A 21,737-nucleotide genomic window follows, 5' to 3' on the forward strand; every position below is an offset into this window, starting at 1 on the left:
TAGAGTTCAACTACAAGGAGTTTTCGATGAGTGTGTTGCGCCTGACCCGTTTCGTCGCCGCCGACCCGCAACAGGTCGACGAGATCCTGGCCGCGCGGGCCGCCCTGATCGCCGCGGTCCGGGCCACGACCGACAGCCTGACCGAGACCAAGCTGGCCCGCGTCGACGACGAGACCTGGCTGGACGTGTGGCGCTGGGAGTCCGGCGAGGCACTCGACCAGGTCACCGCTGTCGCGCCGAACCTGCCCGAGGCGAAGGCTGCCTTCGCGCTGGTGAAGGACGCGACGGTGGAGCGGTACGACCTGGTCGACGAACGCTGATTCCCGCTCTCCTGGTACGTCGGCGCTGGGGGTGTCGGCGTACCAGGGCTGTCGGTGTGTCGGGCTGTCGGTGGGGACGCCTAGCCTCTGGGGAACGAACTCGTCCGGAGGTGGACCCCATGGAGTGCGGCGACCTGTTGATCGGCCAGTTGGAGTTCTACTGGGACTACCACCTCCGACCCCGGCTCGACGGTCTGACCGACGACGAGTACCAGTGGGCGCCGGCCCAACCCAGCTGGACCGTGCACGAGGACGGCACCGGCCAGGCCGTCTTCGATCTCGAGTACCCCGAGCCCACACCGCCGCCGGTGCCGACGATCGCCTGGCGCCTCGTCCACATCGGCGTCGGCTGCTTCGCGATCCGCTGGAGCACCTTCTTCGGCGACGGCAATGTGCCCGCCGACGCGGACATGTTCGATCCCCGCCACCGCCCGACCGACCTGCCGCTCACCGCCACCGACGGCCTCGCGTTCCTCGACCACTGGTACGAGCGCTGGCACGACGCGATCCGCGGTCTCGACGAGCAAGCGCTGTGGAAGCCACTGGGTCCCAAGGGCGGCCAGTACGCCGACGACCCGATGCTCGCCCTGATCACGCACCTCAACCGTGAGGTCATGCACCACGGCGCCGAGATCTGCCTGCTCCGCGACCTCTACCGAGCCGGTGCGGCCCGATGACCGCCTTCGACCTCCACGTCGTCTTCGACTGCGCCGACCCGGATCGGCTGGCCCGTTTCTGGATGGCGGCCCTCGGTGGGTACGACTTCCCCGTCGGCGTCCCGGACGGATTCGCGAGCTGGGAGGAGTGGGCGGACGCGAACAGCATCCCCGAAGAGGACCGCAACTCCGGCCGCACCCTGGTCGATCGGGAGCGGAGCCGTCCCGACATCTTCTTCCTCCGAGTCCCGGAAGCGAAGGCCGGAAAGAACCGCGTCCACCTCGACCTCAAGGTCGCACCCGGTCTCGACGGTGCCGACCGGCGCGAGCGCATCGAGGCCGAGTCCGCGCGACTGGTCGAGCTCGGGGCGAGCGTGGCCCAGCGGTTCGCGGAAGAGGACGGGTTTCACCTGATCATGCGCGATCCTGAAGGCAACGAGTTCTGCTTGGCCTAGGGCAGGGCGGTTCCTGGCCGGCGGTTGGGGGTGCGAGATGGCGAGATGGTCGTCGTTCGTGGCGGATCCGGGGGAGCATCCACCACGCATCCTGCGCGAGTCCGGCAACCCGGACCACCGTCTGCGGGTCGAGCACGACGCGAAGACAGTGCTCATCCACCTCAGCGACGAAGACGGCGAAGGCTGGACCGTCATCGCGGTCGACCGAGCCTCCCGAACCTGGGCCGTCGCCCAGGGCCGGGTCCAGCAAGCTACTGCCGCCGACGCGTACAACCGCCTCGGCCGACCGGGGGACTAGCGCGATGCCGGACGAGCGGGCGCTGTGGATCTGCCCGAACTGCGGCCGGACCTTCGCCAACCGCAACCAGTCCCACACCTGCCAACCCCTCGGCAAACTCCCCACCCACTTCGCCGGCAAGGACGAAGTGGTCCGGGAGACCTTCGACCGCGTGGTCGAGGTGGTCCGGCTACTTGGCCCGTTCGAGATCCTGCCGGAGAAGTCCCGCATCGCCTTCCACACAAGGATGAGCTTCGCCGCGTTCGTCCCGCGCAGGCACTGGCTGGACGGCCACGTAGTGCTCGCCGAGCGATTCGAAAGCGCCCGCTTCCTGAGGATCGAGACGTACTCCCGCCACAACATCCTCCACGCCTTCCGCCTCTACACCCCGACCGAAGTAGACGAAGAGGTGAAGGCGTGGCTGACCCAGGCGTACGCGGTCGGCCGCCAACACCACCTGAACGGATAAACCGAACCTGCCGCTTCTCGACGACCTGCACCGTCGCCAGGCTCGGCCAACGCTGGCGGCTGGCGGCTGGCGGGTTGTTGGGCGACTGATGTGTTGTAGCGCGCTATCCCGTCCAATAACCCGGCATCCGTCACCCGCCGGACCGCCCGGCGGATGGCGGATGTGTTGCGGCCGGCGAGCTGGGACCTTGCTGCCCTCGCCTCCTCGTGAACACCTAGCCGGGACCGTGAACAGGTTGTGCCCTGTCGTCACTCCCAGATTCCTAACCCACGGTCCCCAGTTGGTGTCCGAGGTTGCCGGTCAGCCACCCGTCCGAAGTCCCCAGCTGGTGTGCGAAGTCCCCACATGGTGTCCAAGGTGTGCGGGTGGGCGACCCGGCCACGATCCCCGGATGGTGTCCCAGGTCTCTGGTTTGGTCCCGGGTCCCCGCAGGGGGTGACTCAGGTCCCGGCTCGGGCGTTGTCGGCGGGAGCTTGGGGGTCGGCTTGGTGCTTGGTGGCTGGCGGGTTGTTGGGTGCCTGGCGTGTTGTAGCGCGCTAGCGGTCGAACAACCCGTCATCCACCAAGACCAGCGCCGCCCGGCGACCATCACACCTAGCAGCCCCGACGAATGCCGGACTTGCCTCGGTTGGGTAGCAGGTACCGATCCGGTCGACGCGGCCGCTGCCGACCGGCCCCTCGGCGTACTCCGTGGTGGAGCGTGATCGCACTCGGCCCTCGCGTGACCACCCAACCGGGACCGTGAACAGGCTCTGCCCTGTGCTCACCCCCGGGTTCCTGAGCCAGGTCCCCAGTTGGTGTCCGAGGTTTCCGGTGTGCGAACCGTCCGAGGTGCCCGGGTGGTGTCCGAGGTGTGCGGGTGTGGCACCCAGCTGCGGTCCCAGTTGGTGTCCCAGGTCCCTGGTTTGTGTCCTGGGTCCCCACCCAGTGGGTGACTCAGGTCCCCGGGGGCGTCGGTGAGCGTCAGCTCGGTGAGCGTCCGGCTGGCGGCTGGCGGCTGGCGGGTTGTTGGGTGGTTGACGGGCTTGGTGGGTGTCTGGCGGGTTGTAGCGCGCTGTTCGTCCAACAACCCGTCATCCACAACCCGAGGCGCAACGGGCGACCCGCGGTGGGTCAGTCGGTGGTGCCGGGGTCTGTGTGCATGCGGATCTGCTTGATGCGGATCGACTCGTCTCCGTAGAGGTCCAGTTCGCGGTGGGCGCCGTCGGGGCCCCAGCCTGCTTCGGTCAGGAAGGCGCGCAGGATGTCGTCCGTCGAGTTCACCCAGAGCGTCAGCCGGGTGAAGCCGTCCGCCCGGATCGTGTCGACCACCGCGTGCAGCAAGCGCGATCCGTGACCTGACCGCGTCGCCGCCGGGTCGATGGCGAGTTCGGCGATCAGGGCGTCGTGCTTCGGGTTGGCGTCGGGGTCGTCGGAGGGGGTGATGGCCGCGAAGCCGACGAGGTCGCGACCGGCCAGGGCGACCATGACGCGGTTGCGGGCTTCGCCGGGGGAGATGAGGGCGGCGCGCCACTGGGCGGCGAACTGGGCCGGGTTGAGGTCGAGGAGGACGTCGTCCGGCAGCAGGCCCTGGTACGACTGGCGCCAGGCGGCGACCTGGATCTCGCCGATCCGGTTCGCCTCGGCGGGCAGGGCGAGCCGCACGCTGCTCTCCGCGATCGGCGCCTCGTTCATCGCCGTCAGGCTCTCCGGTTCCGGTACGCCGAACTCGTTGCTCATGTGCCCATCCTCGCAAAGCACACGGCGGCGGCCTCCGGCAGGACCGCTGTCCCACCGAAGGCCGCCGCGGAGAAGCACCCGGCGAGGCGATCAGTACACGAGGCGCCGCAGCAGCGTCTCGGCCGGACCGCGGTACTTGCGGGTGCGCATCAGCTGGGCGCCGATCACCGAGACCACCCAGACGGCGGTCGCGCAGCCGGCCGCGGTGAAGGCGGTGTGGCCGAGCCGCTCGCCCAGGTGCAGCGTGAACGGTGCCAGCAGGACCAGCCAGCAGACGGACTGGAACAGGTACCCGGTCATCGACCGCTGGCCGAGTGCCGAGATCGCGGTCAGCGGCAGGCCGAGCTGGTCGGCCGGGCGGCGGGCGGTCAGCTTGGCGACGATCAGGCCGAACAGGGCGACGTACCCCGGGCCGCCGAACTGGCCGCTGATGTGGGACAGGAACTCCAGCGAACCCACCGCGTTCTCGTCGACGTGCAGCCAGCCGGCGCCGACCAGGCCGAGCGGGAGACCGCCGAGGACGGTGACGCCCAGGCAGACGACGGCGACGCGGGTCAGCAGGGTGCGGTGTTCGGCCGGGCGCTCCAGGATCTGCTGCCGGGCGGCGTACATGCCCAACCAGACGACGACGACGAAGCCGAGCACGAACGCGGTGTGCGACGGGTACTCGTGCAGCCGGTCGACCAGGCTCGCGCCGTACGAGGTCGCGGCCAGCGACGGGTTCGGGCTGTTGGACAGCTGGTGGGCCGGGCCGGACGAGTTCAGCACCGCGAGGACGCCGAGCGCCCCGGCGACGAGGACGTAGACCAGCTGGAATCCCCAGATCCACAGCACGATCTTGTGGAACCGGTCGCCCCGGTTGAGCAGGACGAGCGTGCACAGCACTCCGACGATCCCGTACGCGCCGAGGAAGTCGCCGAAGTACAGCAGGGTCGCGTGCACCAGGCCGAACGCGATCAGCCAGACGTTGCGCTTCAGCAGGACCTTGCGGACCGCGCCGGGGGTGGCGCCCGAGTTCGACTGGCGGCGGGCGAGCTGGATCAGGCCGTAGCCGAACATCACCGCGAACACCGGGTACGCGCGGGCGTCGACGAGGGTGAGCTTGAGCAGGTTGAAGACGCGGAGCAGACCGGTCGGGGCGCCGTCGACACCGGGCTGGCCGGCGAAGGCGAAGTTGGCGCTGTTGGCGAGGCCGATCAGCAGCAGCATCGCGCCGCGGATCAGGTCGGGAGCAAGGGCCCGCTCCTTCCCCGTGACCGGGCCGCGGTGATCGGTCCTGGGCTGGGTGGCGGCTGAGGTGGTGGTCACGGGAGACCGTCCCTTCGGGAAACTGTGTATGCCTTGAGCTGTTACCTGGAATCCTGTCGCCGCCGGATCGGCGGACCCAGCGGCCTGCGCCCACTCCCGAGGTGGTGCTACCACCACCTTGTCCGTTCTTGTGACACTTGTTGTCGATTTTGCAGACGAAGTGTCACACCTGGGCTATGCTGACCGGCATGGACAGCTTCCAGGCGACCATCGACGCCGACGGCCGGATCGAGCCGCGCGACGCGATGCCGGAGGGGTACCGCAAGACCCTGATCCGGCAGATCGCGCAGCACGCGCACTCCGAGATCATCGGCATGCAGCCGGAGGGCAACTGGATCAGCCGGGCCCCGTCGCTGCGCCGCAAGGCGATCCTGATGGCCAAGGTCCAGGACGAGGCCGGGCACGGGCTCTACCTGTACGCCGCGGCCGAGACGCTGGGCGTGGACCGGGCCGAGCTGCTCGACCTGTTGCACAGCGGGAAGCAGAAGTACTCCAGCATCTTCAACTACCCGACGCTGACCTGGGCCGACATCGGCGCGATCGGCTGGCTCGTCGACGGCGCCGCGATCGTGAACCAGGTACCGCTGTGCCGCTGCTCGTACGGGCCGTACGCGCGGGCGATGGTGCGGGTCTGCAAGGAGGAGTCGTTCCACCAGCGGCAGGGGTTCGAGATCCTGCACACCTTGTGCAACGGCACCGCCGCGCAGAAGGCGATGGCGCAGGACGCACTGGACCGATGGTGGTGGCCGAGCCTGATGATGTTCGGTCCGCCGGACGCCAGCTCGACGCACTCCGAGCAGTCGATGGCGTGGGGGATCAAGCGGCACAGCAACGACGAGTTGCGGCAGCGGTTCGTCGACATGACCGTGCCGCAGGCCGACGTGCTCGGCCTGCGCGTCCCGGACGACGGGTTGAGCTACGACGAGGCGACCGGGCACTACAGCTTCACCGAGCCCGACTACGAGGAGCTGTACCAGGTAGTGAAGGGCAACGGCCCCTGTAACAAGCAGCGGCTCGCCCATCGGGTGAAGGCGCACGAGGACGGCGCCTGGGTGCGTGAGGCCGCGGCGGCGTACGCCGAGAAGCAGGCGGCGCGCAAGGCCGCGGGGGAGAGTGCCGCATGACCGAACCGCTGTGGGAGGTCTTCGTCCGGTCCCGTCGCGGCCTGTCGCACACGCACGTCGGCAGCCTGCACGCGCCGGACGCGACGATGGCGCTGCGCAACGCCCGCGACGTCTACACCCGGCGTCAGGAGGGTGTGTCGATCTGGGTGGTCCGGGCCGCCGACCTCACCGCGTCCAGCCCGGACGAGAAGGACGAGTTCTTCGACCCGGCCGGCGACAAGGTGTACCGGCACCCGACCTTCTACCAGGTCCCGGAAGGCGTCGATCACCTGTGAACGACCTGTTCGGCTACGCGCTCCGGCTCGGTGACGACGCGCTGATCGCGGCGCAGCGCACCGGTGAGTGGATCGCGGCCGCCCCGCAGCTCGAGGAGGACGTTGCCCTCGGCAACATCGCGCTCGACCAGCTCGGCCAGGCCCGCGCACTGCTCCAGTACGCCGGGGAGGTCGAGGGCGCCGGCCGGACCGAGGACGACCTCGCGTACTTCCGCGACGAGCGCGACTTCCGCAACGCGCAACTGGTCGAGCTCCCGAACGGCGACTTCGCACACACCATCGCCAAGCTGCTGTACTTCGCGACGTACCAGCACCTGCTCTACGAGGAGCTCCGGTCGTCCACGGACGAGACGCTTGCCGGTGTCGCGGGCAAGGCGGTCAAGGAGGTCGCGTACCACGTCGACCACGCGACCCAGTGGGTACTGCGCCTCGGCGACGGCACCGAGGAGAGCCACCGGCGCATGCAGGACGGCCTGGACGCGTCGTGGCCGTACACGGCCGAGCTGTTCGCCACCGACTACCTCGTACTGCGCCTGCCGGGTGTCGCCGTCGATCCGTCGACGCTGGAGGACGCGTGGCTGCGTCGGGTCATGCAGGTGATCGATGAGTCCACCTGCATCCGTCCCGAGTCGGCGTACCAGCACTCCGGTGGTCGCGACGGGCGGCACACCGAGCACCTCGGCTACCTGCTCGCCGAGCTCCAGCACGTGGCCCGCTCACACCCGGGGGCAACATGGTGACCGACACGGACATCCGGGACGCGGTCGGTGAGATCGCGGACCCCGAGGTGCCGGTGCTGACGATCGCGGACCTCGGCGTTCTCCGCGGGGTCCGGCACGAGGGCGACGACGTGGTCGTGACGATCACCCCGACGTACTCGGGCTGCCCGGCGATGGACGTGATCCGGCACGAGGTCGAGCTGACCCTGAACCACCTCGGCGTCGACGGCCGGGTCGAGACGGTGTTGTCGCCGGCCTGGACGACGGACTGGATGAGCGACGAGGGCAAGGCGAAGCTGGTCGAGTACGGCATCGCCCCGCCGACCGGCACGCGCGCCGTCGACGGGCCGATCCCGCTCACCCTGTCGGTCCGCTGCCCACTGTGCGGTTCGCCGGACACGGCCGAGCTGAGCCGGTTCGGATCCACGTCCTGCAAGTCGCTGTGGCGGTGCAACTCCTGCCGCGAACCCTTCGACCACTTCAAGAACCTCTGACCCCCCCGAGGCGAGCCGATGACGTCCACCACGACGCTGCCCCGCCGGAGGGCGACGTTCCACCCGTTGAAGGTCCAGGCGATCGAGGCGATCACCGACGACTCGGTCGCGATCACCTTCGACGTCCCGGCCGACCTGGCCGCGGAGTACGACTTCACCGCCGGCCAGCACCTCACCGTGCGACGCGCGGGCGAGGACGTCCGGCGCAGCTACTCGATCTGCGCGCCGGCCGGGTCGGGCGTGCTGCGGATCGGGGTCAAGCGGATCCCCGGCGGCGACTTCTCCTCGTACGCCGCGACCGAGCTGAAGGTCGGCGACACGCTCGAGGTGATGACGCCGCTCGGCCGGTTCGGGACGCCGCTGGATCCGGGCCACGTGAAGCACTACGCGTTCGTCGCCGCGGGCAGCGGGATCACGCCGGTGCTCTCCCTGGTGGCGACGATCCTGCAGGTCGAACCACTCAGCCGGGTGACCTTGTTGTACGGCAACCGGACCGCGGGATCGGTGATGTTCGCCGACGAGCTCGCCGACCTGAAGGACCGGTACGCCGAGCGGCTGCACCTGGTCCACGTGCTGTCCCGGGAGTCCACCGAGGTCGAGCTGTTCAGCGGGCGGATCGACAGTGACCGGTTGCGCCGGATGATCGACACGATCCTGCCGGCCGACACGGTCGACGCGTGGTTCCTCTGCGGGCCGTACGCGATGGTCGTCGGCGCTCAGGACCTGCTGCTGTCCGAGGGCGTCCCGCGCGAGAACGTCCATGCCGAGCTCTTCCACATTGGCGACGAGGCGCCGGTGGCCCGGGTCGAGGAGAGCGTGGCCGACGAGGACGCGGCCGAGGTGACCGTGATCCTGGACGGCCGGCGGTCGACGTTCCCGCTCGGCGAGCACGCGAAGGCGGTGCTCGACGCGACGCTCGCCGTCCGGACCGACGCGCCGTTCGCGTGCAAGGGCGGTGTCTGCGGGACCTGCCGCGCCAAGGTGACCGAGGGCACGGTCCGGATGGACACCAACTGGGCGCTCGAGCAGGACGAGATCCGGGCCGGGTACGTGCTCACCTGTCAGTCCCACCCGACCAGCCCGAAGGTCACGCTCGACTTCGACGCCTGACGGTTCCGGCCACCGGCACCATGGTGTGTCGGGCCGAAACTGTCGGCGGCCGCTGCGATACTCAACCCTCCACAAAACAAGGGGGTTGCGGCAGATGATGGGGCGCTCGCACGCGCTGTCCGGGTGGTGCGCCGGGCTGGCGGTGGCTCCGCTGATCGGTCTCACCAGCGTCGCCGAGGTGGTGCCGTTCGCGGCCGCGACCGCGGGGTACGCGTTGGTGCCCGATCTCGACCACCCGGGGGCGAAGGCGTCCTCGTTGCTCGGCCCGATCACGCGGATCGTCTCCGGCGCGGTGCGGACGTTCTCGGGTCTGCTCTACCGGATCACCAAGGGCCCGCGCGACGAGGACAGCACCGGCAAACACCGGCACGCGACCCACACGCTCGCGGCCGCGGTCGGTCTCGGGTTCCTCGCGGCCGGCGCCGGATCGAGTGGACGGTGGGCCGTCCTGGCCGTGGCGCTCGCGGGTCTGCTGCTCGCGGCCGATGTGCTCGGCGACTGGATCATCACGATCGTGATCGGCGCCGCGGTCTGGTCGGTCGCGGGCGCCGCGATCCCCGGCACCACGGCAGCCGACGCGGTCCAGGCCGGGCTGGCCGAGATCGGCAGCTGGATCGGGGTCGCGGTCGCGGTCGGGATTTTCGTGCACTGTCTCGGCGACAGCCTCACCCGGGCCGGCTGCCCGTGGTTGTGGCCGCTGCCGATCCGCGGCGAGACCTGGTACGAGATCCGGCTGCCGAAGCTGCTCAGGTTCCGGACCGGTGGCTGGGTGGAGAAGGCGGTGATCGCGCCGCTGCTGGTGATCGGTGGCGTCCTCTTGTTGCCCGGTGCCCTGTCCGTGGTTCAGGGCCTGCTGGCCGCGATCGTGTCGACCACCTCGGTCTGGGTGGCCGGGGGATGACGCCAGGGCGCACCGTCAACCTGGGTGAGTCCGGGATCGACGACCTCGATCCGGCGATTCGCGAGCACGTCGGTCTGCGCGAGCTGTACCTGCACGGCAATCGGCTGACCACCTTGCCGGACTGGCTGGGTGACTTCGCCGAGCTGCGCATCCTGGATCTGAGCCACCAGCCGTTGCTGGTTCTCCCGGAGACTCTCGGGCGTCTCGGCCGGCTCGAGTTCCTCTATGTCAGCGAGCTGGAGATCTCGGTACTGCCGGAGTCCCTCGGCGACCTCGGCTCCCTGCAGTACCTGGGCGCGACCGGCAACGCCCTGACCGAGGTTCCGGCGTCGCTCGGCCGGCTGACCGAGCTCGCCGAGCTCCGGCTGTACGGGAATCGCCTGACCACCTTGCCCGAGACGTACGGCGGGCTGACGGCGTTGCGCGAGCTGCACCTGGATCGCAATCAGCTCGCGCATCTGCCGGGGACGTTCGACGAGCTGACCGAGCTCCGCGTGCTCAGCCTCCGGGCGAACGCGCTGACCGAGTTGCCGGTCCAGCTCGCCCGGCTCCCGCGCCTACGGCACCTCGATCTGCGGGCGAACAGGATCACCTGGCTGCCCGACCTCGGGCCGGAAGCGTTCCCGGCCTTGGAGAAGCTCGACCTGCGCTGGCTCGACCTCCCCGTGGTCCCCGAGTGGGTGCACCAGCTCGAGCGACGCGGCTGCCTGGTCTACCGCACCGCGGCCTGACGCCTGGCCGCCTTTGTAGGTCAGCCCAGGTCCCGCGGCCGGGTGTAGTCCTGCGGCCGGCCGGTCAGGTACGACGGGACGCCGCGGGCCTCCAGGGCGGCGGCGAAGCGGCGCTGGTTCCGGGCGCCGGGCCAGACCTCCCAGACCAACAGGGCGAGTCCCAGGACCGCGCCGACGAGGACGAGCCAGTAGCTCTTCACGATGAAGGCGAGCGGGATCGATACCAGGAACACGGCCTCGCAGATCGCGAACCGGACGAACGTCGATGCGGTGAACCGCTGCCACGAGGCCGCCTCGACCTGGGCGGGCGTCCCACCGTGCTGCATCGGCGCGGTCCGGAACCCGGCCAGCTCACAGACCGAGTACGCCGCGACCGCGGCCGCCAGCAGGATCAGCGCGACCGTGGTGGGGAACTCGCCGAGACCGTCGTCGGGGGCGAGGACGAAGTACATGACGACTGTGATCATCGGGACGGCCGCGATCATCGAGGCCGTCACCATGGTCAGCGAGGCGGCCGCCGGGGGCCGCGGGGAGTTCAGGGGCATCGACACAGGGTGAAACGGTAGCGGATGAAGGGGTTTCGTCGTCACAGAGTGATCAATTGGTCGCGCACAGTGCTTGCAGGAACTTTTTCGGATTTTTTTGGATGAAGCTGTAACGACTGCTGGGCCCGGCCCGATAGGACGAGTGAGCCTGGTGGCTGCCCGGACCCCCGAGCGGACAGCCACCAGGCCTACTCATTTCCCGAGGCTGCTGGAGCGGTAATCTGACCCCCATGTCCTCAGCAGCAACTCCCGCCTCGGCGGCCCTGCCTTTCGGCCGGCTGACCACGGCGATGATCACCCCGTTCCGGCCTGACGGCGCACTCGATCTGGCTGCTGCGCAGAAGCTGGCGAACCACCTGGTCGAGCAGGGCAACGACGCACTCGTGGTGAACGGGACCACCGGCGAGTCGCCGACCACCTCGGACGCCGAGAAGGTCCAGCTGATCGAGGCCGTGCTGGAAGCGGTCGGCGACCGGGCCAAGGTCGTCGCCGGCGTCGGGACCAACGACACCGCGCACACCATCGAGGGCGCCAAGGCCGCGGAGGCCGCCGGCGCGCACGGGCTGCTGGTCGTCACCCCGTACTACAACAAGCCCCCGCAGGACGGGCTGAAGGCGCACTTCACCGCCGTCGCCGACTCCACCGGCCTGCCGGTCATGCTGTACGACATCCCCGGCCGCTCCGGGGTGCCGATCCGGACCGAGACGTTGCTGGCGCTCGCCGAGCACCCGCGGATCGTCGCGGTCAAGGATGCGAAGGGCGACCTCGCCGCCACGACGAAGGTGCTGGCCAACTCCGGCCTCGTCTACTACTGCGGCGCCGACGAACTGAACCTGGCCACCCTCGCGATCGGCGGGGTCGGCATCGTCAGCGTCGTCGCGCACGTCGCGAGCCCGCAGTACCGGCAGCTGATCGACGCCGCCGTCGCCGGCGACCTGGAGACCGCCCGGCGGATCGACCGGCAGGTGATCCCGGCGGTCGAGGCGATCATGACCCGGACCCAGGGCGCCATCATGGTGAAGGCCGCGCTGAAGCTGACCGGGATCCTGGAGCACACGACCGTCCGGCTGCCGCTGGTCGAGGCGAGTGCCGGGCTGGTCGACGGCCTCACCACCGATCTGAAGAACGCAGGACTGACCGTATGAGCCATCCCCATCCGGACCTGGCGGCGCCCGGCCCGCTGACCCCTGGCGCGCTGCGGGTGATCCCGCTCGGCGGCCTCGGCGAGGTCGGCCGGAACATGACCGTCTTCGAGTACGACGGCAAGCTGCTGATCGTCGACTGCGGCGTCCTCTTCCCGGACGAGAACCAGCCCGGCGTCGACCTGATCCTGCCCGACTTCGAGCCGATCCGGGAGCGGCTGGACGACATCGTCGCGGTCGTCCTGACGCACGGCCACGAGGACCACATCGGCGGCGTGCCGTACCTGCTTCGCGAGCGTGGCGACATCCCGTTGATCGGTTCGCAGCTGACCCTGGCGCTGCTCGAGGGCAAGCTGAAGGAGCACCGGCACCGCAACGTCCCGCAGCAGACCGTGGCCGAGGGAGAGACGATCCGGCTCGGCCCGTTCGAGTGCGAGTTCGTCGCGGTGAACCACTCGATCCCGGACGCCCTGGCGGTCGCGATCCGGACCCCGGCCGGCCTGGTCCTGCACACCGGTGACTTCAAGATGGATCAGTTGCCGCTGGACAACCGGATCACCGACCTGCGCTCGTTCGCGCGGCTCGGCGAGGAGGGCGTCGACCTGTTCTGTGTCGACTCCACCAACTCCGAGGTCCCCGGCTTCACCACCCACGAGCGCGACATCGCGCCGGTGCTCGACCGCGTCTTCACCAACGCGCGGAACCAGCGCATCATCGTCGCCTGTTTCGCCTCCCACGTGCACCGCGTCCAGCAGGTGATGGACGCCGCCGTGAAGCACCGCCGCAAGGTCGCGTACGTCGGCCGCTCGATGGTCCGCAACATGGCCGTCGCCCGCGACCTGGGGTTCCTCACCGTTCCGGGCGACACGTTGATCGACATGCGTGAACTCGACAACTACCCGCCGGAGCAGGTGGTGCTGGTGTCGACCGGGTCGCAGGGCGAGCCGATGTCGGCGCTGTCCCGGATCGCGGCCAACGACCACCACGTCGTGCACATCCAGCCCGGCGACACCGTGGTCCTGGCGTCCTCGCTGATCCCCGGCAACGAGAACTCGGTCTACCGGGTGATCAACGGCCTGACCCGGCACGGCGCGAACGTCGTACACAAGGGCAACGCGCTCGTCCACGTCTCCGGCCACGCGTCGGCGGGCGAGCTGCTGTACTGCTACAACATCGTCAAGCCGCGCAACGTGATGCCGGTGCACGGCGAGATCCGGCACCTGCACGCGAACGCCGAGCTGGCCCGGCAGACCGGGGTCCCGGCGGAGAACGTGGTCGTGGTCGAGGACGGGGTCGTCGTCGACCTGGTCGAGGGCCGGGCGAAGGTGGCCGGCAAGGTCGAGTGCGGGTACGTGTTCGTCGACGGCTCCACGGTCGGCGACATCACCGAGACCTCGCTGAAGGACCGGCGGATCCTCGGCGACGAGGGTTTCATCTCGGTGATCGCCGTGATGGACTCGGTGACCGGCAAACTGACGGCAGGGCCGGAGATCCACGCGCGCGGGTTCGCCGAGGACGACGCCGTCTTCGACGAACTCAAACCGCGGATCGAGGCCGAGATCGAGAAGGCGATCGGGAGCGGGGTGGACGACATGTACCAGTTGCAGCAGGTGATCCGCCGCGTGGTCGGCAAGTGGGTCAGCGACACCCACCGGCGCCGCCCGATGATCATCCCGGTCGTCGTGGAGAGTTGAGCCGGTCGCTGACGGAACCAGAGAGGGTGGGCCAGGCATGAGCATCAACGGCTTGAGCAGCACGGGGCAGCGCCGGCCCACCATGAAGGAGGTCGCGGCCCGCGCCGGGGTCGCCCTGAAGACCGTCTCCCGGGTGGTGAACGAGGAGCCGAACGTCAGCCCCGAGCTGACCGCCAAGGTGCAGGCCGCGATCAAGGAGCTCAACTACACGCCGAACGAGAGCGCCCGGATGCTGCGCCGCGGCAAGACCGGCACGATCGCGGTCGTCATCCGCGACATCGGCGACCCGTTCTTCGCCTCGCTCGGCCGCGCCGTCGAGCTGTGGGCCCGGTCCAGCGGATCCGTGGTGATGATCGGCCTGACCGACGAGGACCCGGAGCGGGAGAAGGACGTCTGCCTGGAGTTCGTCGCCCGCCGCCCGGACGCGCTGATCATGGCCCCGATCGGGGAGACCCAGGACTACCTCGCGCCGCACGTCGACGCCGGCATGGCCGTGGTCACGATCGACCGGCCCGCGCACGGGATCGAGGCCGACGCCGTGCTCGCCGACAACGCCGGCGGGATCGACCAGGCGATCGACCACCTGGTCCGGCAGGGACATCGCCGGATCGCGTACCTCGGCGACGACGAGCGGATCTTCACCGCCCGGGAACGCGTGGTCGCGTACCGGGCGGCGATGGCCCGGCACCGGATCGACGTGGACGAGGACCTGGTCCACCTGTCCGAGCCGACCACCGAGGGGATCGGCATCACCTTGTCGGCCGTGCTGGACCGGCCCGAGCCGGCCACCGCGCTGCTCTCGGCCAACAACATGACCACCGCCGAGGTACTCCGCGGCCTGGCCGGCCGCCGCGACCAGGTGGCCCTGGTCTCCTTCGACGACCTGGCCCTCGGCGACCTGCTCAGCCCGGGTCTCACCGCGGTCGCCCAGTCCGCGGACGTGATGGCCCGCACCGCGATCCAGCTGATGACCGAACGCCTGCCCGAGCCGCACCGTCCCGGCAGGACGGTCCGCGTCCCGGTGAAGCTGACGATCCGCGGCTCCGGCGAGATCGCCCCGGTGGGCTAGTCCCGATGGGCTAGTACCAGCGGGTTTGGCGCCCGGTTCTCCTGCGTTTCACCTGGCTGTCATCAGGGCGGAGCACCTTCTGCTCATGACCTTGAGCCGCCGCCAGCTACTCACCGCTTCCACTGTCGCGGGTGCCTCGCTCGCCCTGCCCGTCACCGCCTCCGCGGTCCCGGCCGTCGTCCGTCGCGACCGGCCCGGGCTGCCGTCCGGGATCATGTCCGGCGACGTCACCGCGAACTCGGCCGTGGTGTGGTCGCGGACCGACCGTCGGGCCCGTCTTGTCGTGGACCTGACCAGCCACGGCCGGTTCGACCGGGCGATCCGGCTGCGGGGTCCCGTGACCGGTCCCGAGGCGGACTTCACCGCCCAGCTCCCGGTCCGGGGTCTGCGGCCGGGGCAGCGGTACGAGTACCGGGTCGGGTTCGAGGACGCGTCCGGGCGCCGGGGTGAGACCGCGACCGGTTCGTTCGTGACGCCGGGCCGGAACAAGCCGGTGAGCTTCGTCTGGACCGGTGACACCGCCGGCCAGGGCTGGGGGATCAACCCCGAGTTCGGCGGGATGCGGGCGTACCGGGCGATGCACGAGACCCGGCCCGACTTCTTCCTGCACTCCGGCGACAACATCTACGCCGACGGGCCGATCGAGGCCGAGGTGAAGCTTGCCGACGGCACCGTCTGGCGCAACGTGGTGACCGAGGAGGTCGCCAAGGTGGCCGAGACGCTGGCCGAGTACCGGGGCCGGTACAAGTACAACCTGCTCGACGAGAACGTCCGCGCGCTGTACGCGGACGTGCCGATCGTCAGCCAGTGGGACGACCACGAGACCGTCAACAACTGGTACCCCGGTGAGGTCCTCACCGACGCCCGCTACACCGAGAAGCGCGTCGACGTGCTCGCGGCCCGGGCGAAGCAGGCGTTCGGCGAGTACCTGCCGATGGTGCACCCGGGCGGCCGGAACCGGATCTACCGCAAGGTGAGCTACGGCCCGCTGCTGGACGTGTTCTGCCTGGACATGCGCACGTACCGCGGGACGAACCCGGAGCCGGGTGTCGCGGGACCGGTGCCGATCCTCGGCCAGGAGCAGCTGGAGTGGCTGGTCCGCGAGGTGGCCGCGTCGAAGGCGGCGTGGAAGGTGATCGCCAGCGACATGCCGCTCGGCGTGCTGGTCCCGGACGGCCCGTTGATCGAGGCGGTCGCGAACGGGCTCGGTGGGGCGCCGGGTGGTCGTGAGCACGAGATCGCGTGGGTGCTCAGCCAGTTCAAGCGGCGCAACGTCCGCAACACTGTGTGGCTCACCGCGGACGTGCACTACTGCGCCGCGCACCACTACGACCCGGCCCGCGCCGCGTTCACCGACTTCGACCCGTTCTGGGAGATCGTGGCCGGCCCGGTCAACGCGGGCACCTTCGGCCCGAACCCGCTGGATCCGACGTTCGGGCCGCGGCTCGAGTTCGTCAAGGCGGCCGACTTCCCGAACCAGCCGCCGAGCGGCGGGAACCAGTTCTTCGGCCACGTCGCGATCGACCCGCGGACCGAGGTCTTCACGGTGTCGCTGCGCAACCTGTTCGGCGAGGTGCTGTGGCGCAAGGACCTCGACCCGGCCGGCCGCCGCTGACCATCCCGGTGAGGTCCCACCCGCCGGGTCCCGGCGCCTGTGCGGGATGCCGCCCACCGGCGGCCCGGCGGGTGGGATCCGCAAACCCGGTGAGCCCGTCACCGGAGCCGGGTTAGGTTGTCTCCCATGACCGCCGCTGAGTACCCGGAGAGCCGGCGCGACGACGTCGCCGACACCCTGCACGGACACCGGATCGCCGATCCCTACCGCTGGCTCGAGGACCCGGACTCGGCCGCGACGCGGGACTGGGTCGACCGGCAGAACGCGTTCACCCAGGCCGAGCTCGCGGGGTACCAGGAGCGGGCGTGGTTCCAGCGGACGATGGCCGCGGTCCTGGCCCGGCCGCGCGCAGGTGTCCCGGCGAAGAAGTCCGGCTGGTACTTCGTGGGCCGCAACGACGGGACGCAGGCTCAGGACGGGGTGTTCGTGGCGGACTCGCTGGCCGGACTGCTCGAAGGCGGCCGGGTCCTGATCGACCCGAACCAGCTGTCCGAGAGCGGCACCGACTCGCTCGGCAGTTTCACCGTCAGCCCGGACGGCAAGTACTTCGCGTACGGGATCAACGAGAGCGGTAGCGACTGGATCACCTTCCGGCTGCTCGAGGTCGCGACCGGATCCGCCGTCGAGGACGTGGTCACCGAGGCCAAGTTCTGCACGGCCACCTGGTTGCCGGACTCGTCCGCGTACCTGTACGTGCACTACCCGTCCGGCGGGCGGAGCGAGGGAACCGAGACGAAGGCGCTCGGGACCGGCGAGCTCAAGCTGCACCGGATCGGGACGCCGCAGTCCGAGGACGAGCTGATCCTGCGGCTCCCGAACGGCGAGCGCCTGTACCTGGACGTCGAGATCAGCGACGACGACCGGTACGCCGTGCTGCACATCTTCGAGGGCACGGACCCGCGGACCCGGCTCTGGCTCTACCCGATCACCGAGGGCAGCGGTCTCGGTGAGCCGGTCAAGGTGATCGACGAGTTCGCGTACGAGGCACAGTTCGTCCGGATGGCGGGGGACCAGCTGGTCCTGCGGACCGACCGCGACGCCCCGCGCGGCCGTGTGGTCAGCAGCGACCTGGAGGCGAACTTCACCGACCTGGTCCCCGAGGACGAGGGCACGCTGATCGAGGTCCGCGCGACCGAGGCCGGCCTCGCCACGGTGACGCTGGTCGACGCGCAACCGGTTCTTCGACTGCACGACCTGGACGGCGGGACCACCCGGACCGTCGACCTTCCCGGTGGCGGCGTCGTCGGGGTGAACGCCTCGGTGAAGAACGACGAGGTCTTCATCGGCCTGTCCTCGACCACCGAGCCGACCCTTGCGTACGTCGTGTCCGCCGCGACAGGGTCGATCCGCGCGTTGCCGGAGCTGGTGCCGTCCGGCGGGTCCGGGTTCACGCCGCCCGAGGTCACGGTGACCCGGCACGTCGAACCGGGCCGCGAGGTGCCGTACTTCCTGATCCACCGGGCCGATCTCGACCTCTCCGAACCACGGCCGACCCTGCTGTACGGGTACGGCGGCTTCCGGATCCCGATCTTCGCGGACTACAAGCCGGGCTGGGCCGGGTGGCTCGCGGCCGGGGGCGTGCTGGTGATCGCGAACCTGCGCGGCGGCGGCGAGTACGGGAGCACCTGGCACGACGACGGCCGGTTGAAGAACAAGCAGAACGTGTTCGACGACTTCATCGCGGTCGCCGAGCACCTGCAGGCGACCAAGGTGACCACGGCCGCGCAGCTCGCGATCCACGGGCGCAGCAACGGTGGTCTGCTCGTCGGTGCGGTGCTGGCGCAACGGCCCGACCTGTTCGCGGTCGCGCTGCCCGGGGTGGGCGTGCTGGACATGCTGCGGTTCCACCTGTTCACCGTCGGCGCGGGCTGGGCTTCGGACTACGGTCTGCCGTCGGACCCCGACCAGTTCGAGGACCTGCTGGCGTACTCACCTCTGCACAACCTGCGCGACGGGACGCGGTACCCGGCGACCCTCGTGGTCACCGGTGACCACGACGACCGCGTCGTCCCGCTGCACAGTCACAAGTTCATCGCCGCCCTGCAGCACGCGCAGGCGGGCACTGCTCCGGTCCTGACCCGGGTCGAGGTCGACACCGGCCACGGCTTCGGCAAACCCGCCGCCATGGTCGCCTCGGAGTGGGCCGACCTGCTGGCGTTCGCCGCTCACCACACAGGTCTGTCGCCGAAGTAGCTTGTCGCTGTGCCGGTCCACCCGAGCGGTGGGCCGGCCGGCACAGCAGGGCTCACCAGATCTTGGGAGCCTCGAGGTCGCGCGGGTCCTCGGCCGGCTGGCAGCCGTGCGCGGACTCCTCGTACGCGGTGCGCGGGCCGCTCGTCGTGAGCGTGCGGACGGCGTTCACGAGGCGGTCGACGTGCTCGCGGGTGGTCCCGAGGCCGAGGCTCGCCCGGACGGCGGTGCCGTGCTCGGGGGAGTCGTTCAGCAGGTGACCGACGAGCAGGTGCGCACAGAACTTCCCGTCCCGCACCCCGATCCCGTACTCCGCCGACAGCGCCGCGGAGACCAGGGTGGACGTCAGGCCGTCCACGGTGAAGCAGACCGTACCGACGCGGTCGGCGTCCTCGCCGAAGACCGAGTACGTGGTGACGCCGGGGAGCTGGGCCAGTCCGGTCCGGAGCCGGGCTAGCAGGCTGCGCTCGTGCTGCTCGATCGCATCACGGTGCTCGCTGATCGCCGCACAGGCCGCCGCCAGGGCGATCGCGCCGATGACGTTGGGGGAGCCGCCCTCGTGCCGGGCCGGCCCTTCGTTCCAGACGGTGGTGTCGCCCGCTACGGCCGCGGTGGCGCCGCCGCCGAGCAGGTACGGGTCGGCCGCGTCGAGCCAGTCGGTCCGGCCCACCAGCGCGCCCGCACCGTACGGGGCGTACAGCTTGTGGCCGCTCAGGGCGACCCAGTCGACGTCGAGCGCGGCGATGTCGACCTCGCGGTGCGGGGCGAGCTGTGCGGCGTCGAGGCAGATCCGGGCACCGTGGGCTCGCGCGACAGCGGCCAGCTCGGCGATCGGGAAGATCTCGCCGGTGACGTTCGAGGCGCCGGTGACCACCACGAGCCGTGGTCCCTCGGGCGCCGTCCGCAGCGCGTCGGCGACGGCGGTGATGGCCTGGGCCGGCGACTCGGGCGCCGCTAGCCGGACGGTGCGCTCCGCGGGCCAGGGCAGCAGGGCCGCGTGGTGCTCGGACTCGAAGACGATCACGGTCGCGTCGGCCGGGACCGCGCGGGCGAGCAGGTTCAGGGCGTCGGTGGTCTGCCGGGTGAAGATCACCTGGTAGTCGTCCCGCGCGCCGACGAACTCGTGCACCTGCCGACGGGCCCGCTCGTACCACTGGGTGGTGATCCGGGAGGCGTACCCGTTGCCGCGGTGCACCGAGGCGTACGACGGCAGCGCGGCCTCGACGGCGGCGCGCACCGACTCCAGACAGGGCGCGCTGGCCCCGTGGTCGAAGTTGGCGTAGTCCGTCACCCGGCCGTCGGCCAGCGGGACGAGCAGGTCGGCGCCGACGGTCGCGGGGATGCTACCGGTGCTGAGCCGGGCCACGGACGGCCGGACGACGGCGGTGTGATTGGCAGGCTCGAGGATGGAGAGGATGGACACGCTGGCTCCCGGTGGGTCCGCACTTGCCGAACGGGGTGTCCGCACGGCCTGGTCCTCACCCGGGGCACCCCACCGCGGAGGAGGGTTGCCGGCCAGCTAGCCGGGGCTTGTCGCTGGCACTCATGACCTGCCGAAGACGGTAACCAACAGCCCGGTCCGCGCGCCAGCAGCTATCTCATTCAATGAGATCTGTGGACACATCGTGAGAAGGTGCTCGGATCGACAGCGTGGTCGCCGCCGCCAGGAGACGATCGGTCGCGGCCGGGTCGAAGTAGCTGATCAGCGCCTCGTACGTACCGGTCCGGCGGGCCTCCGCGTCGACCAGGTACCCGAAGTACCCGTCCGTGTAGCCGATCACCCGGGTGACGCCGTACTCGCTTCCGTCCTGCAGCCGGCGGCCGTGGATCGCGAAGGGCTCGACCGGCAGGTGGATCCAGGCGACGTGGCCGAGCGAGACGACCGTGATCGGCACCACGAGCTCGGCCGGCAGGTCCGCGGCGAGCATCGCGGCCTGACCACGCGCGCCCTCCAACCGGGTGCGGGCGATTCGGGCGGCTGGTCCGTCTCCGCTGCGGACGGCGGCCTCGGCTGCGTCGACCATCGCGGAGACCTCTTCAGGAGAAGGGAGTTCGCGAACGGGCAGGCGGATCGTCGTCCGCCGCACGGTCGGCGCGATCGACGGCAACGGGATCCCGCCCTCGGCCAGGGCGTCGTTGACCGCGGTAGCCAGGAGTCCGCCGAGTCGGCCGATCTCGGCCGCGTCCCGACCTTGCCGGGTGAACCGCGGACTGACGTCGCCGGCCGCCCCTTGCAGGAAGCCGACCACGGGACTGTCGAGCCGATCCCGTGCGGCGCCCGGCCAGTCGGCGGACCAGAGCAGGTTCTCGGCGCCGTACGCGGTCGGGTGACAGGCGAAGTCGACCAACACCGCGGCCGTGGTCCCCGCCTGGTCGGTCAGGGCGAGGATGCCGACCGTGGCGTCGTGCGGACCATCGAGGTGATGGCGGTTGGTCCCGACGCCGCGAACCTCGGTGGATCGCCAGCTCGCTGTGACCGGGATGCGGGCGATCTCGGCGGTAGCGACGGTCGTGGTGAGGGCGCGGACCAGGTCGGGTTCGCGTTCGGCGGTCATCACGGGGTGGATCCGGCCCGACCACCCGGACGGACCCGAGTGCGTGTGGGACGCGCAGACCAGGACGCGTTCCGCGGGGATGCCCGTCGCGGTGGCTGCCGCTTCGGCCAGCTCGGTGGCGAGTTCGGTCGTGGTGGCGACGGCGTCCAGGCTGAGCCAGAGCACGCCGGAGTCGTCCTCGGTGCTGAGCCAGACGAGGGTGGCGCGCAGCGGGTCCGCCGTACCGGTCGCGGGGCCGAGGCGGCCGGCGTACCCGTCCATCGGATGCCCGGCGGGCGGCGTGATGTCCAAGGTGGTTGCGCCAAGCAACAAGGGTGGGTGCTGTCGTCTGCTCATCGTCGTGTCCTCTGCCTGTCGGCGACGGCTACC

The 21,737-nt window shown here is 70.3% G+C and carries 22 protein-coding genes and 1 riboswitch; of the genes, 17 read left to right on the forward strand and 5 right to left on the reverse strand.

The genetic code is table 11. From position 1 onward, the window contains the following. The first annotated feature begins 26 nt into the window (after nt 1-26). From FB561_RS23435 to FB561_RS23455, 5 genes are all read left to right on the forward strand, one after another. Nucleotides 27-320, forward strand: a complete 294-nt coding sequence (locus tag FB561_RS23435) for a hypothetical protein (protein ID WP_145810259.1) — start codon at nt 27-29, stop codon at nt 318-320. 119 nt (nt 321-439) lie between these two features. After that, nucleotides 440-997: a DinB family protein gene (locus FB561_RS23440; RefSeq protein WP_145810261.1), complete on the forward strand. Its 558-nt coding sequence runs from the start codon at nt 440-442 to the stop codon at nt 995-997. Then, nucleotides 994-1,431: a VOC family protein gene (locus FB561_RS23445; protein ID WP_145810263.1), complete on the forward strand. Its 438-nt coding sequence runs from the start codon at nt 994-996 to the stop codon at nt 1,429-1,431. The genes FB561_RS23440 and FB561_RS23445 overlap by 4 nt, the downstream gene beginning before the upstream one ends. Before the next feature lie 37 nt (nt 1,432-1,468). Then, the gene (locus FB561_RS23450) at nt 1,469-1,729 is read left to right on the forward strand and encodes a hypothetical protein (protein WP_145810265.1); all 261 of its coding nucleotides are present in this window, start codon (nt 1,469-1,471) and stop codon (nt 1,727-1,729) included. A 4-nt stretch (nt 1,730-1,733) separates the two neighbouring features. Continuing rightward, entirely contained in the window at nt 1,734-2,177 is a 444-nt protein-coding gene (locus tag FB561_RS23455; protein ID WP_145810266.1) for a DUF5655 domain-containing protein, read from the forward strand. A gap of 1,113 nt (nt 2,178-3,290) precedes the next feature. Here the strand turns inward: FB561_RS23455 and FB561_RS23460 are convergent. Beyond that, nucleotides 3,291-3,896: a GNAT family N-acetyltransferase gene (locus FB561_RS23460; protein WP_145810268.1), complete on the reverse strand. Its 606-nt coding sequence runs from the start codon at nt 3,894-3,896 to the stop codon at nt 3,291-3,293. Nucleotides 3,897-3,986: 90 nt separating this feature from the next. Further along, nucleotides 3,987-5,204: a DUF418 domain-containing protein gene (locus FB561_RS23465; RefSeq protein WP_238335002.1), complete on the reverse strand. Its 1,218-nt coding sequence runs from the start codon at nt 5,202-5,204 to the stop codon at nt 3,987-3,989. Between the two features lie 188 nt (nt 5,205-5,392). Here FB561_RS23465 and paaA point away from each other — a divergent pair, with 188 nt between their 5' ends. The 7 genes from paaA (at nt 5,393) to FB561_RS23500 (ending at nt 10,558) form a co-directional block, all read left to right on the forward strand. Next, nucleotides 5,393-6,328 (forward strand): 1,2-phenylacetyl-CoA epoxidase subunit PaaA, encoded by a 936-nt coding sequence (gene paaA, locus FB561_RS23470; protein ID WP_238335003.1) that lies wholly within the window; start codon nt 5,393-5,395, stop codon nt 6,326-6,328. Next, nucleotides 6,325-6,603, forward strand: coding sequence for a 1,2-phenylacetyl-CoA epoxidase subunit PaaB (paaB, locus tag FB561_RS23475; protein WP_145810272.1), 279 nt, complete (start codon nt 6,325-6,327; stop codon nt 6,601-6,603). The genes paaA and paaB overlap by 4 nt, the downstream gene beginning before the upstream one ends. After that, entirely contained in the window at nt 6,600-7,343 is a 744-nt protein-coding gene (gene paaC / locus FB561_RS23480; RefSeq protein ID WP_145810274.1) for a 1,2-phenylacetyl-CoA epoxidase subunit PaaC, read from the forward strand. Before paaB ends, paaC begins: the two co-directional genes overlap by 4 nt. Continuing rightward, entirely contained in the window at nt 7,337-7,816 is a 480-nt protein-coding gene (gene paaD / locus FB561_RS23485) for a 1,2-phenylacetyl-CoA epoxidase subunit PaaD (protein WP_145810277.1), read from the forward strand. The genes paaC and paaD overlap by 7 nt, the downstream gene beginning before the upstream one ends. An 18-nt stretch (nt 7,817-7,834) precedes the next feature. Next, a complete protein-coding gene (gene paaE, locus FB561_RS23490; RefSeq protein WP_145810279.1) occupies nt 7,835-8,926 on the forward strand; it encodes a 1,2-phenylacetyl-CoA epoxidase subunit PaaE in 1,092 nt (363 codons plus the stop codon). A 94-nt stretch (nt 8,927-9,020) separates the two neighbouring features. Then, entirely contained in the window at nt 9,021-9,827 is an 807-nt protein-coding gene (locus tag FB561_RS23495; protein ID WP_238335004.1) for a metal-dependent hydrolase, read from the forward strand. Continuing rightward, a complete protein-coding gene (locus tag FB561_RS23500) occupies nt 9,824-10,558 on the forward strand; it encodes a leucine-rich repeat domain-containing protein (protein ID WP_145810281.1) in 735 nt (244 codons plus the stop codon). The genes FB561_RS23495 and FB561_RS23500 overlap by 4 nt, the downstream gene beginning before the upstream one ends. A gap of 20 nt (nt 10,559-10,578) precedes the next feature. Here the strand turns inward: FB561_RS23500 and FB561_RS23505 are convergent, their stop codons facing one another. Further along, nucleotides 10,579-11,103 (reverse strand): hypothetical protein, encoded by a 525-nt coding sequence (locus FB561_RS23505; RefSeq protein WP_145810282.1) that lies wholly within the window; start codon nt 11,101-11,103, stop codon nt 10,579-10,581. 230 nt (nt 11,104-11,333) lie between these two features. Here FB561_RS23505 and dapA point away from each other — a divergent pair, with 230 nt between their 5' ends. The 5 genes from dapA (at nt 11,334) to FB561_RS23530 (ending at nt 18,816) form a co-directional block, all read left to right on the forward strand. Continuing rightward, nucleotides 11,334-12,248 (forward strand): 4-hydroxy-tetrahydrodipicolinate synthase, encoded by a 915-nt coding sequence (gene dapA, locus FB561_RS23510; protein WP_145810284.1) that lies wholly within the window; start codon nt 11,334-11,336, stop codon nt 12,246-12,248. Continuing rightward, nucleotides 12,245-13,939 (forward strand): ribonuclease J, encoded by a 1,695-nt coding sequence (locus FB561_RS23515; protein ID WP_145810286.1) that lies wholly within the window; start codon nt 12,245-12,247, stop codon nt 13,937-13,939. The genes dapA and FB561_RS23515 overlap by 4 nt, the downstream gene beginning before the upstream one ends. Nucleotides 13,940-13,976: 37 nt before the next feature. Next, nucleotides 13,977-15,008: a LacI family DNA-binding transcriptional regulator gene (locus FB561_RS23520; protein WP_145810288.1), complete on the forward strand. Its 1,032-nt coding sequence runs from the start codon at nt 13,977-13,979 to the stop codon at nt 15,006-15,008. 85 nt (nt 15,009-15,093) lie between these two features. Continuing rightward, nucleotides 15,094-16,623 (forward strand): alkaline phosphatase D family protein, encoded by a 1,530-nt coding sequence (locus tag FB561_RS23525; RefSeq protein ID WP_145810290.1) that lies wholly within the window; start codon nt 15,094-15,096, stop codon nt 16,621-16,623. 126 nt (nt 16,624-16,749) lie between these two features. Beyond that, the gene (locus tag FB561_RS23530; RefSeq protein WP_145810292.1) at nt 16,750-18,816 is read left to right on the forward strand and encodes a prolyl oligopeptidase family serine peptidase; all 2,067 of its coding nucleotides are present in this window, start codon (nt 16,750-16,752) and stop codon (nt 18,814-18,816) included. A gap of 52 nt (nt 18,817-18,868) precedes the next feature. On the opposite strand, the gene FB561_RS23535 is transcribed toward FB561_RS23530, so the two are convergent. Further along, complete coding sequence (locus FB561_RS23535) at nt 18,869-20,236, reverse strand: aminotransferase class V-fold PLP-dependent enzyme (RefSeq protein ID WP_145810294.1); 1,368 nt, start codon at nt 20,234-20,236, stop codon at nt 18,869-18,871. Nucleotides 20,237-20,250: 14 nt separating this feature from the next. Further along, nucleotides 20,251-20,364, reverse strand: a riboswitch (SAM riboswitch). Nucleotides 20,365-20,411: 47 nt separating this feature from the next. Continuing rightward, complete coding sequence (locus FB561_RS23540; protein ID WP_145810296.1) at nt 20,412-21,704, reverse strand: neutral/alkaline non-lysosomal ceramidase N-terminal domain-containing protein; 1,293 nt, start codon at nt 21,702-21,704, stop codon at nt 20,412-20,414. Between the last annotated feature and the right edge of the window lie 33 nt (nt 21,705-21,737).

It is taken from the genome of Kribbella amoyensis (assembly GCF_007828865.1).
GTDB lineage: Bacteria > Actinomycetota > Actinomycetes > Propionibacteriales > Kribbellaceae > Kribbella > Kribbella amoyensis.

Excerpts from the sequence above, each read along its gene's own strand:
- FB561_RS23505 (WP_145810282.1), bottom strand. The coding sequence starts at position 11,103 with ATGCCCCTGAACTCCCCGCGGCCCCCGGCGGCCGCCTCGCTGACCATG.
- FB561_RS23515 (WP_145810286.1), top strand. The coding sequence starts at position 12,245 with ATGAGCCATCCCCATCCGGACCTGGCGGCGCCCGGCCCGCTGACCCCT.
- FB561_RS23525 (WP_145810290.1), top strand. The coding sequence starts at position 15,094 with ATGACCTTGAGCCGCCGCCAGCTACTCACCGCTTCCACTGTCGCGGGT.
- paaE (WP_145810279.1), top strand. The coding sequence starts at position 7,835 with ATGACGTCCACCACGACGCTGCCCCGCCGGAGGGCGACGTTCCACCCG.
- FB561_RS23530 (WP_145810292.1), top strand. The coding sequence starts at position 16,750 with ATGACCGCCGCTGAGTACCCGGAGAGCCGGCGCGACGACGTCGCCGAC.
- paaD (WP_145810277.1), top strand. The coding sequence starts at position 7,337 with ATGGTGACCGACACGGACATCCGGGACGCGGTCGGTGAGATCGCGGAC.
- FB561_RS23455 (WP_145810266.1), top strand. The coding sequence starts at position 1,734 with ATGCCGGACGAGCGGGCGCTGTGGATCTGCCCGAACTGCGGCCGGACC.
- FB561_RS23460 (WP_145810268.1), bottom strand. The coding sequence starts at position 3,896 with ATGAGCAACGAGTTCGGCGTACCGGAACCGGAGAGCCTGACGGCGATG.
- FB561_RS23500 (WP_145810281.1), top strand. The coding sequence starts at position 9,824 with ATGACGCCAGGGCGCACCGTCAACCTGGGTGAGTCCGGGATCGACGAC.
- FB561_RS23495 (WP_238335004.1), top strand. The coding sequence starts at position 9,021 with ATGATGGGGCGCTCGCACGCGCTGTCCGGGTGGTGCGCCGGGCTGGCG.
- FB561_RS23520 (WP_145810288.1), top strand. The coding sequence starts at position 13,977 with ATGAGCATCAACGGCTTGAGCAGCACGGGGCAGCGCCGGCCCACCATG.
- FB561_RS23435 (WP_145810259.1), top strand. The coding sequence starts at position 27 with ATGAGTGTGTTGCGCCTGACCCGTTTCGTCGCCGCCGACCCGCAACAG.
- dapA (WP_145810284.1), top strand. The coding sequence starts at position 11,334 with ATGTCCTCAGCAGCAACTCCCGCCTCGGCGGCCCTGCCTTTCGGCCGG.
- FB561_RS23540 (WP_145810296.1), bottom strand. The coding sequence starts at position 21,704 with ATGAGCAGACGACAGCACCCACCCTTGTTGCTTGGCGCAACCACCTTG.
- paaB (WP_145810272.1), top strand. The coding sequence starts at position 6,325 with ATGACCGAACCGCTGTGGGAGGTCTTCGTCCGGTCCCGTCGCGGCCTG.
- FB561_RS23440 (WP_145810261.1), top strand. The coding sequence starts at position 440 with ATGGAGTGCGGCGACCTGTTGATCGGCCAGTTGGAGTTCTACTGGGAC.
- paaA (WP_238335003.1), top strand. The coding sequence starts at position 5,393 with ATGGACAGCTTCCAGGCGACCATCGACGCCGACGGCCGGATCGAGCCG.
- FB561_RS23445 (WP_145810263.1), top strand. The coding sequence starts at position 994 with ATGACCGCCTTCGACCTCCACGTCGTCTTCGACTGCGCCGACCCGGAT.
- FB561_RS23450 (WP_145810265.1), top strand. The coding sequence starts at position 1,469 with ATGGCGAGATGGTCGTCGTTCGTGGCGGATCCGGGGGAGCATCCACCA.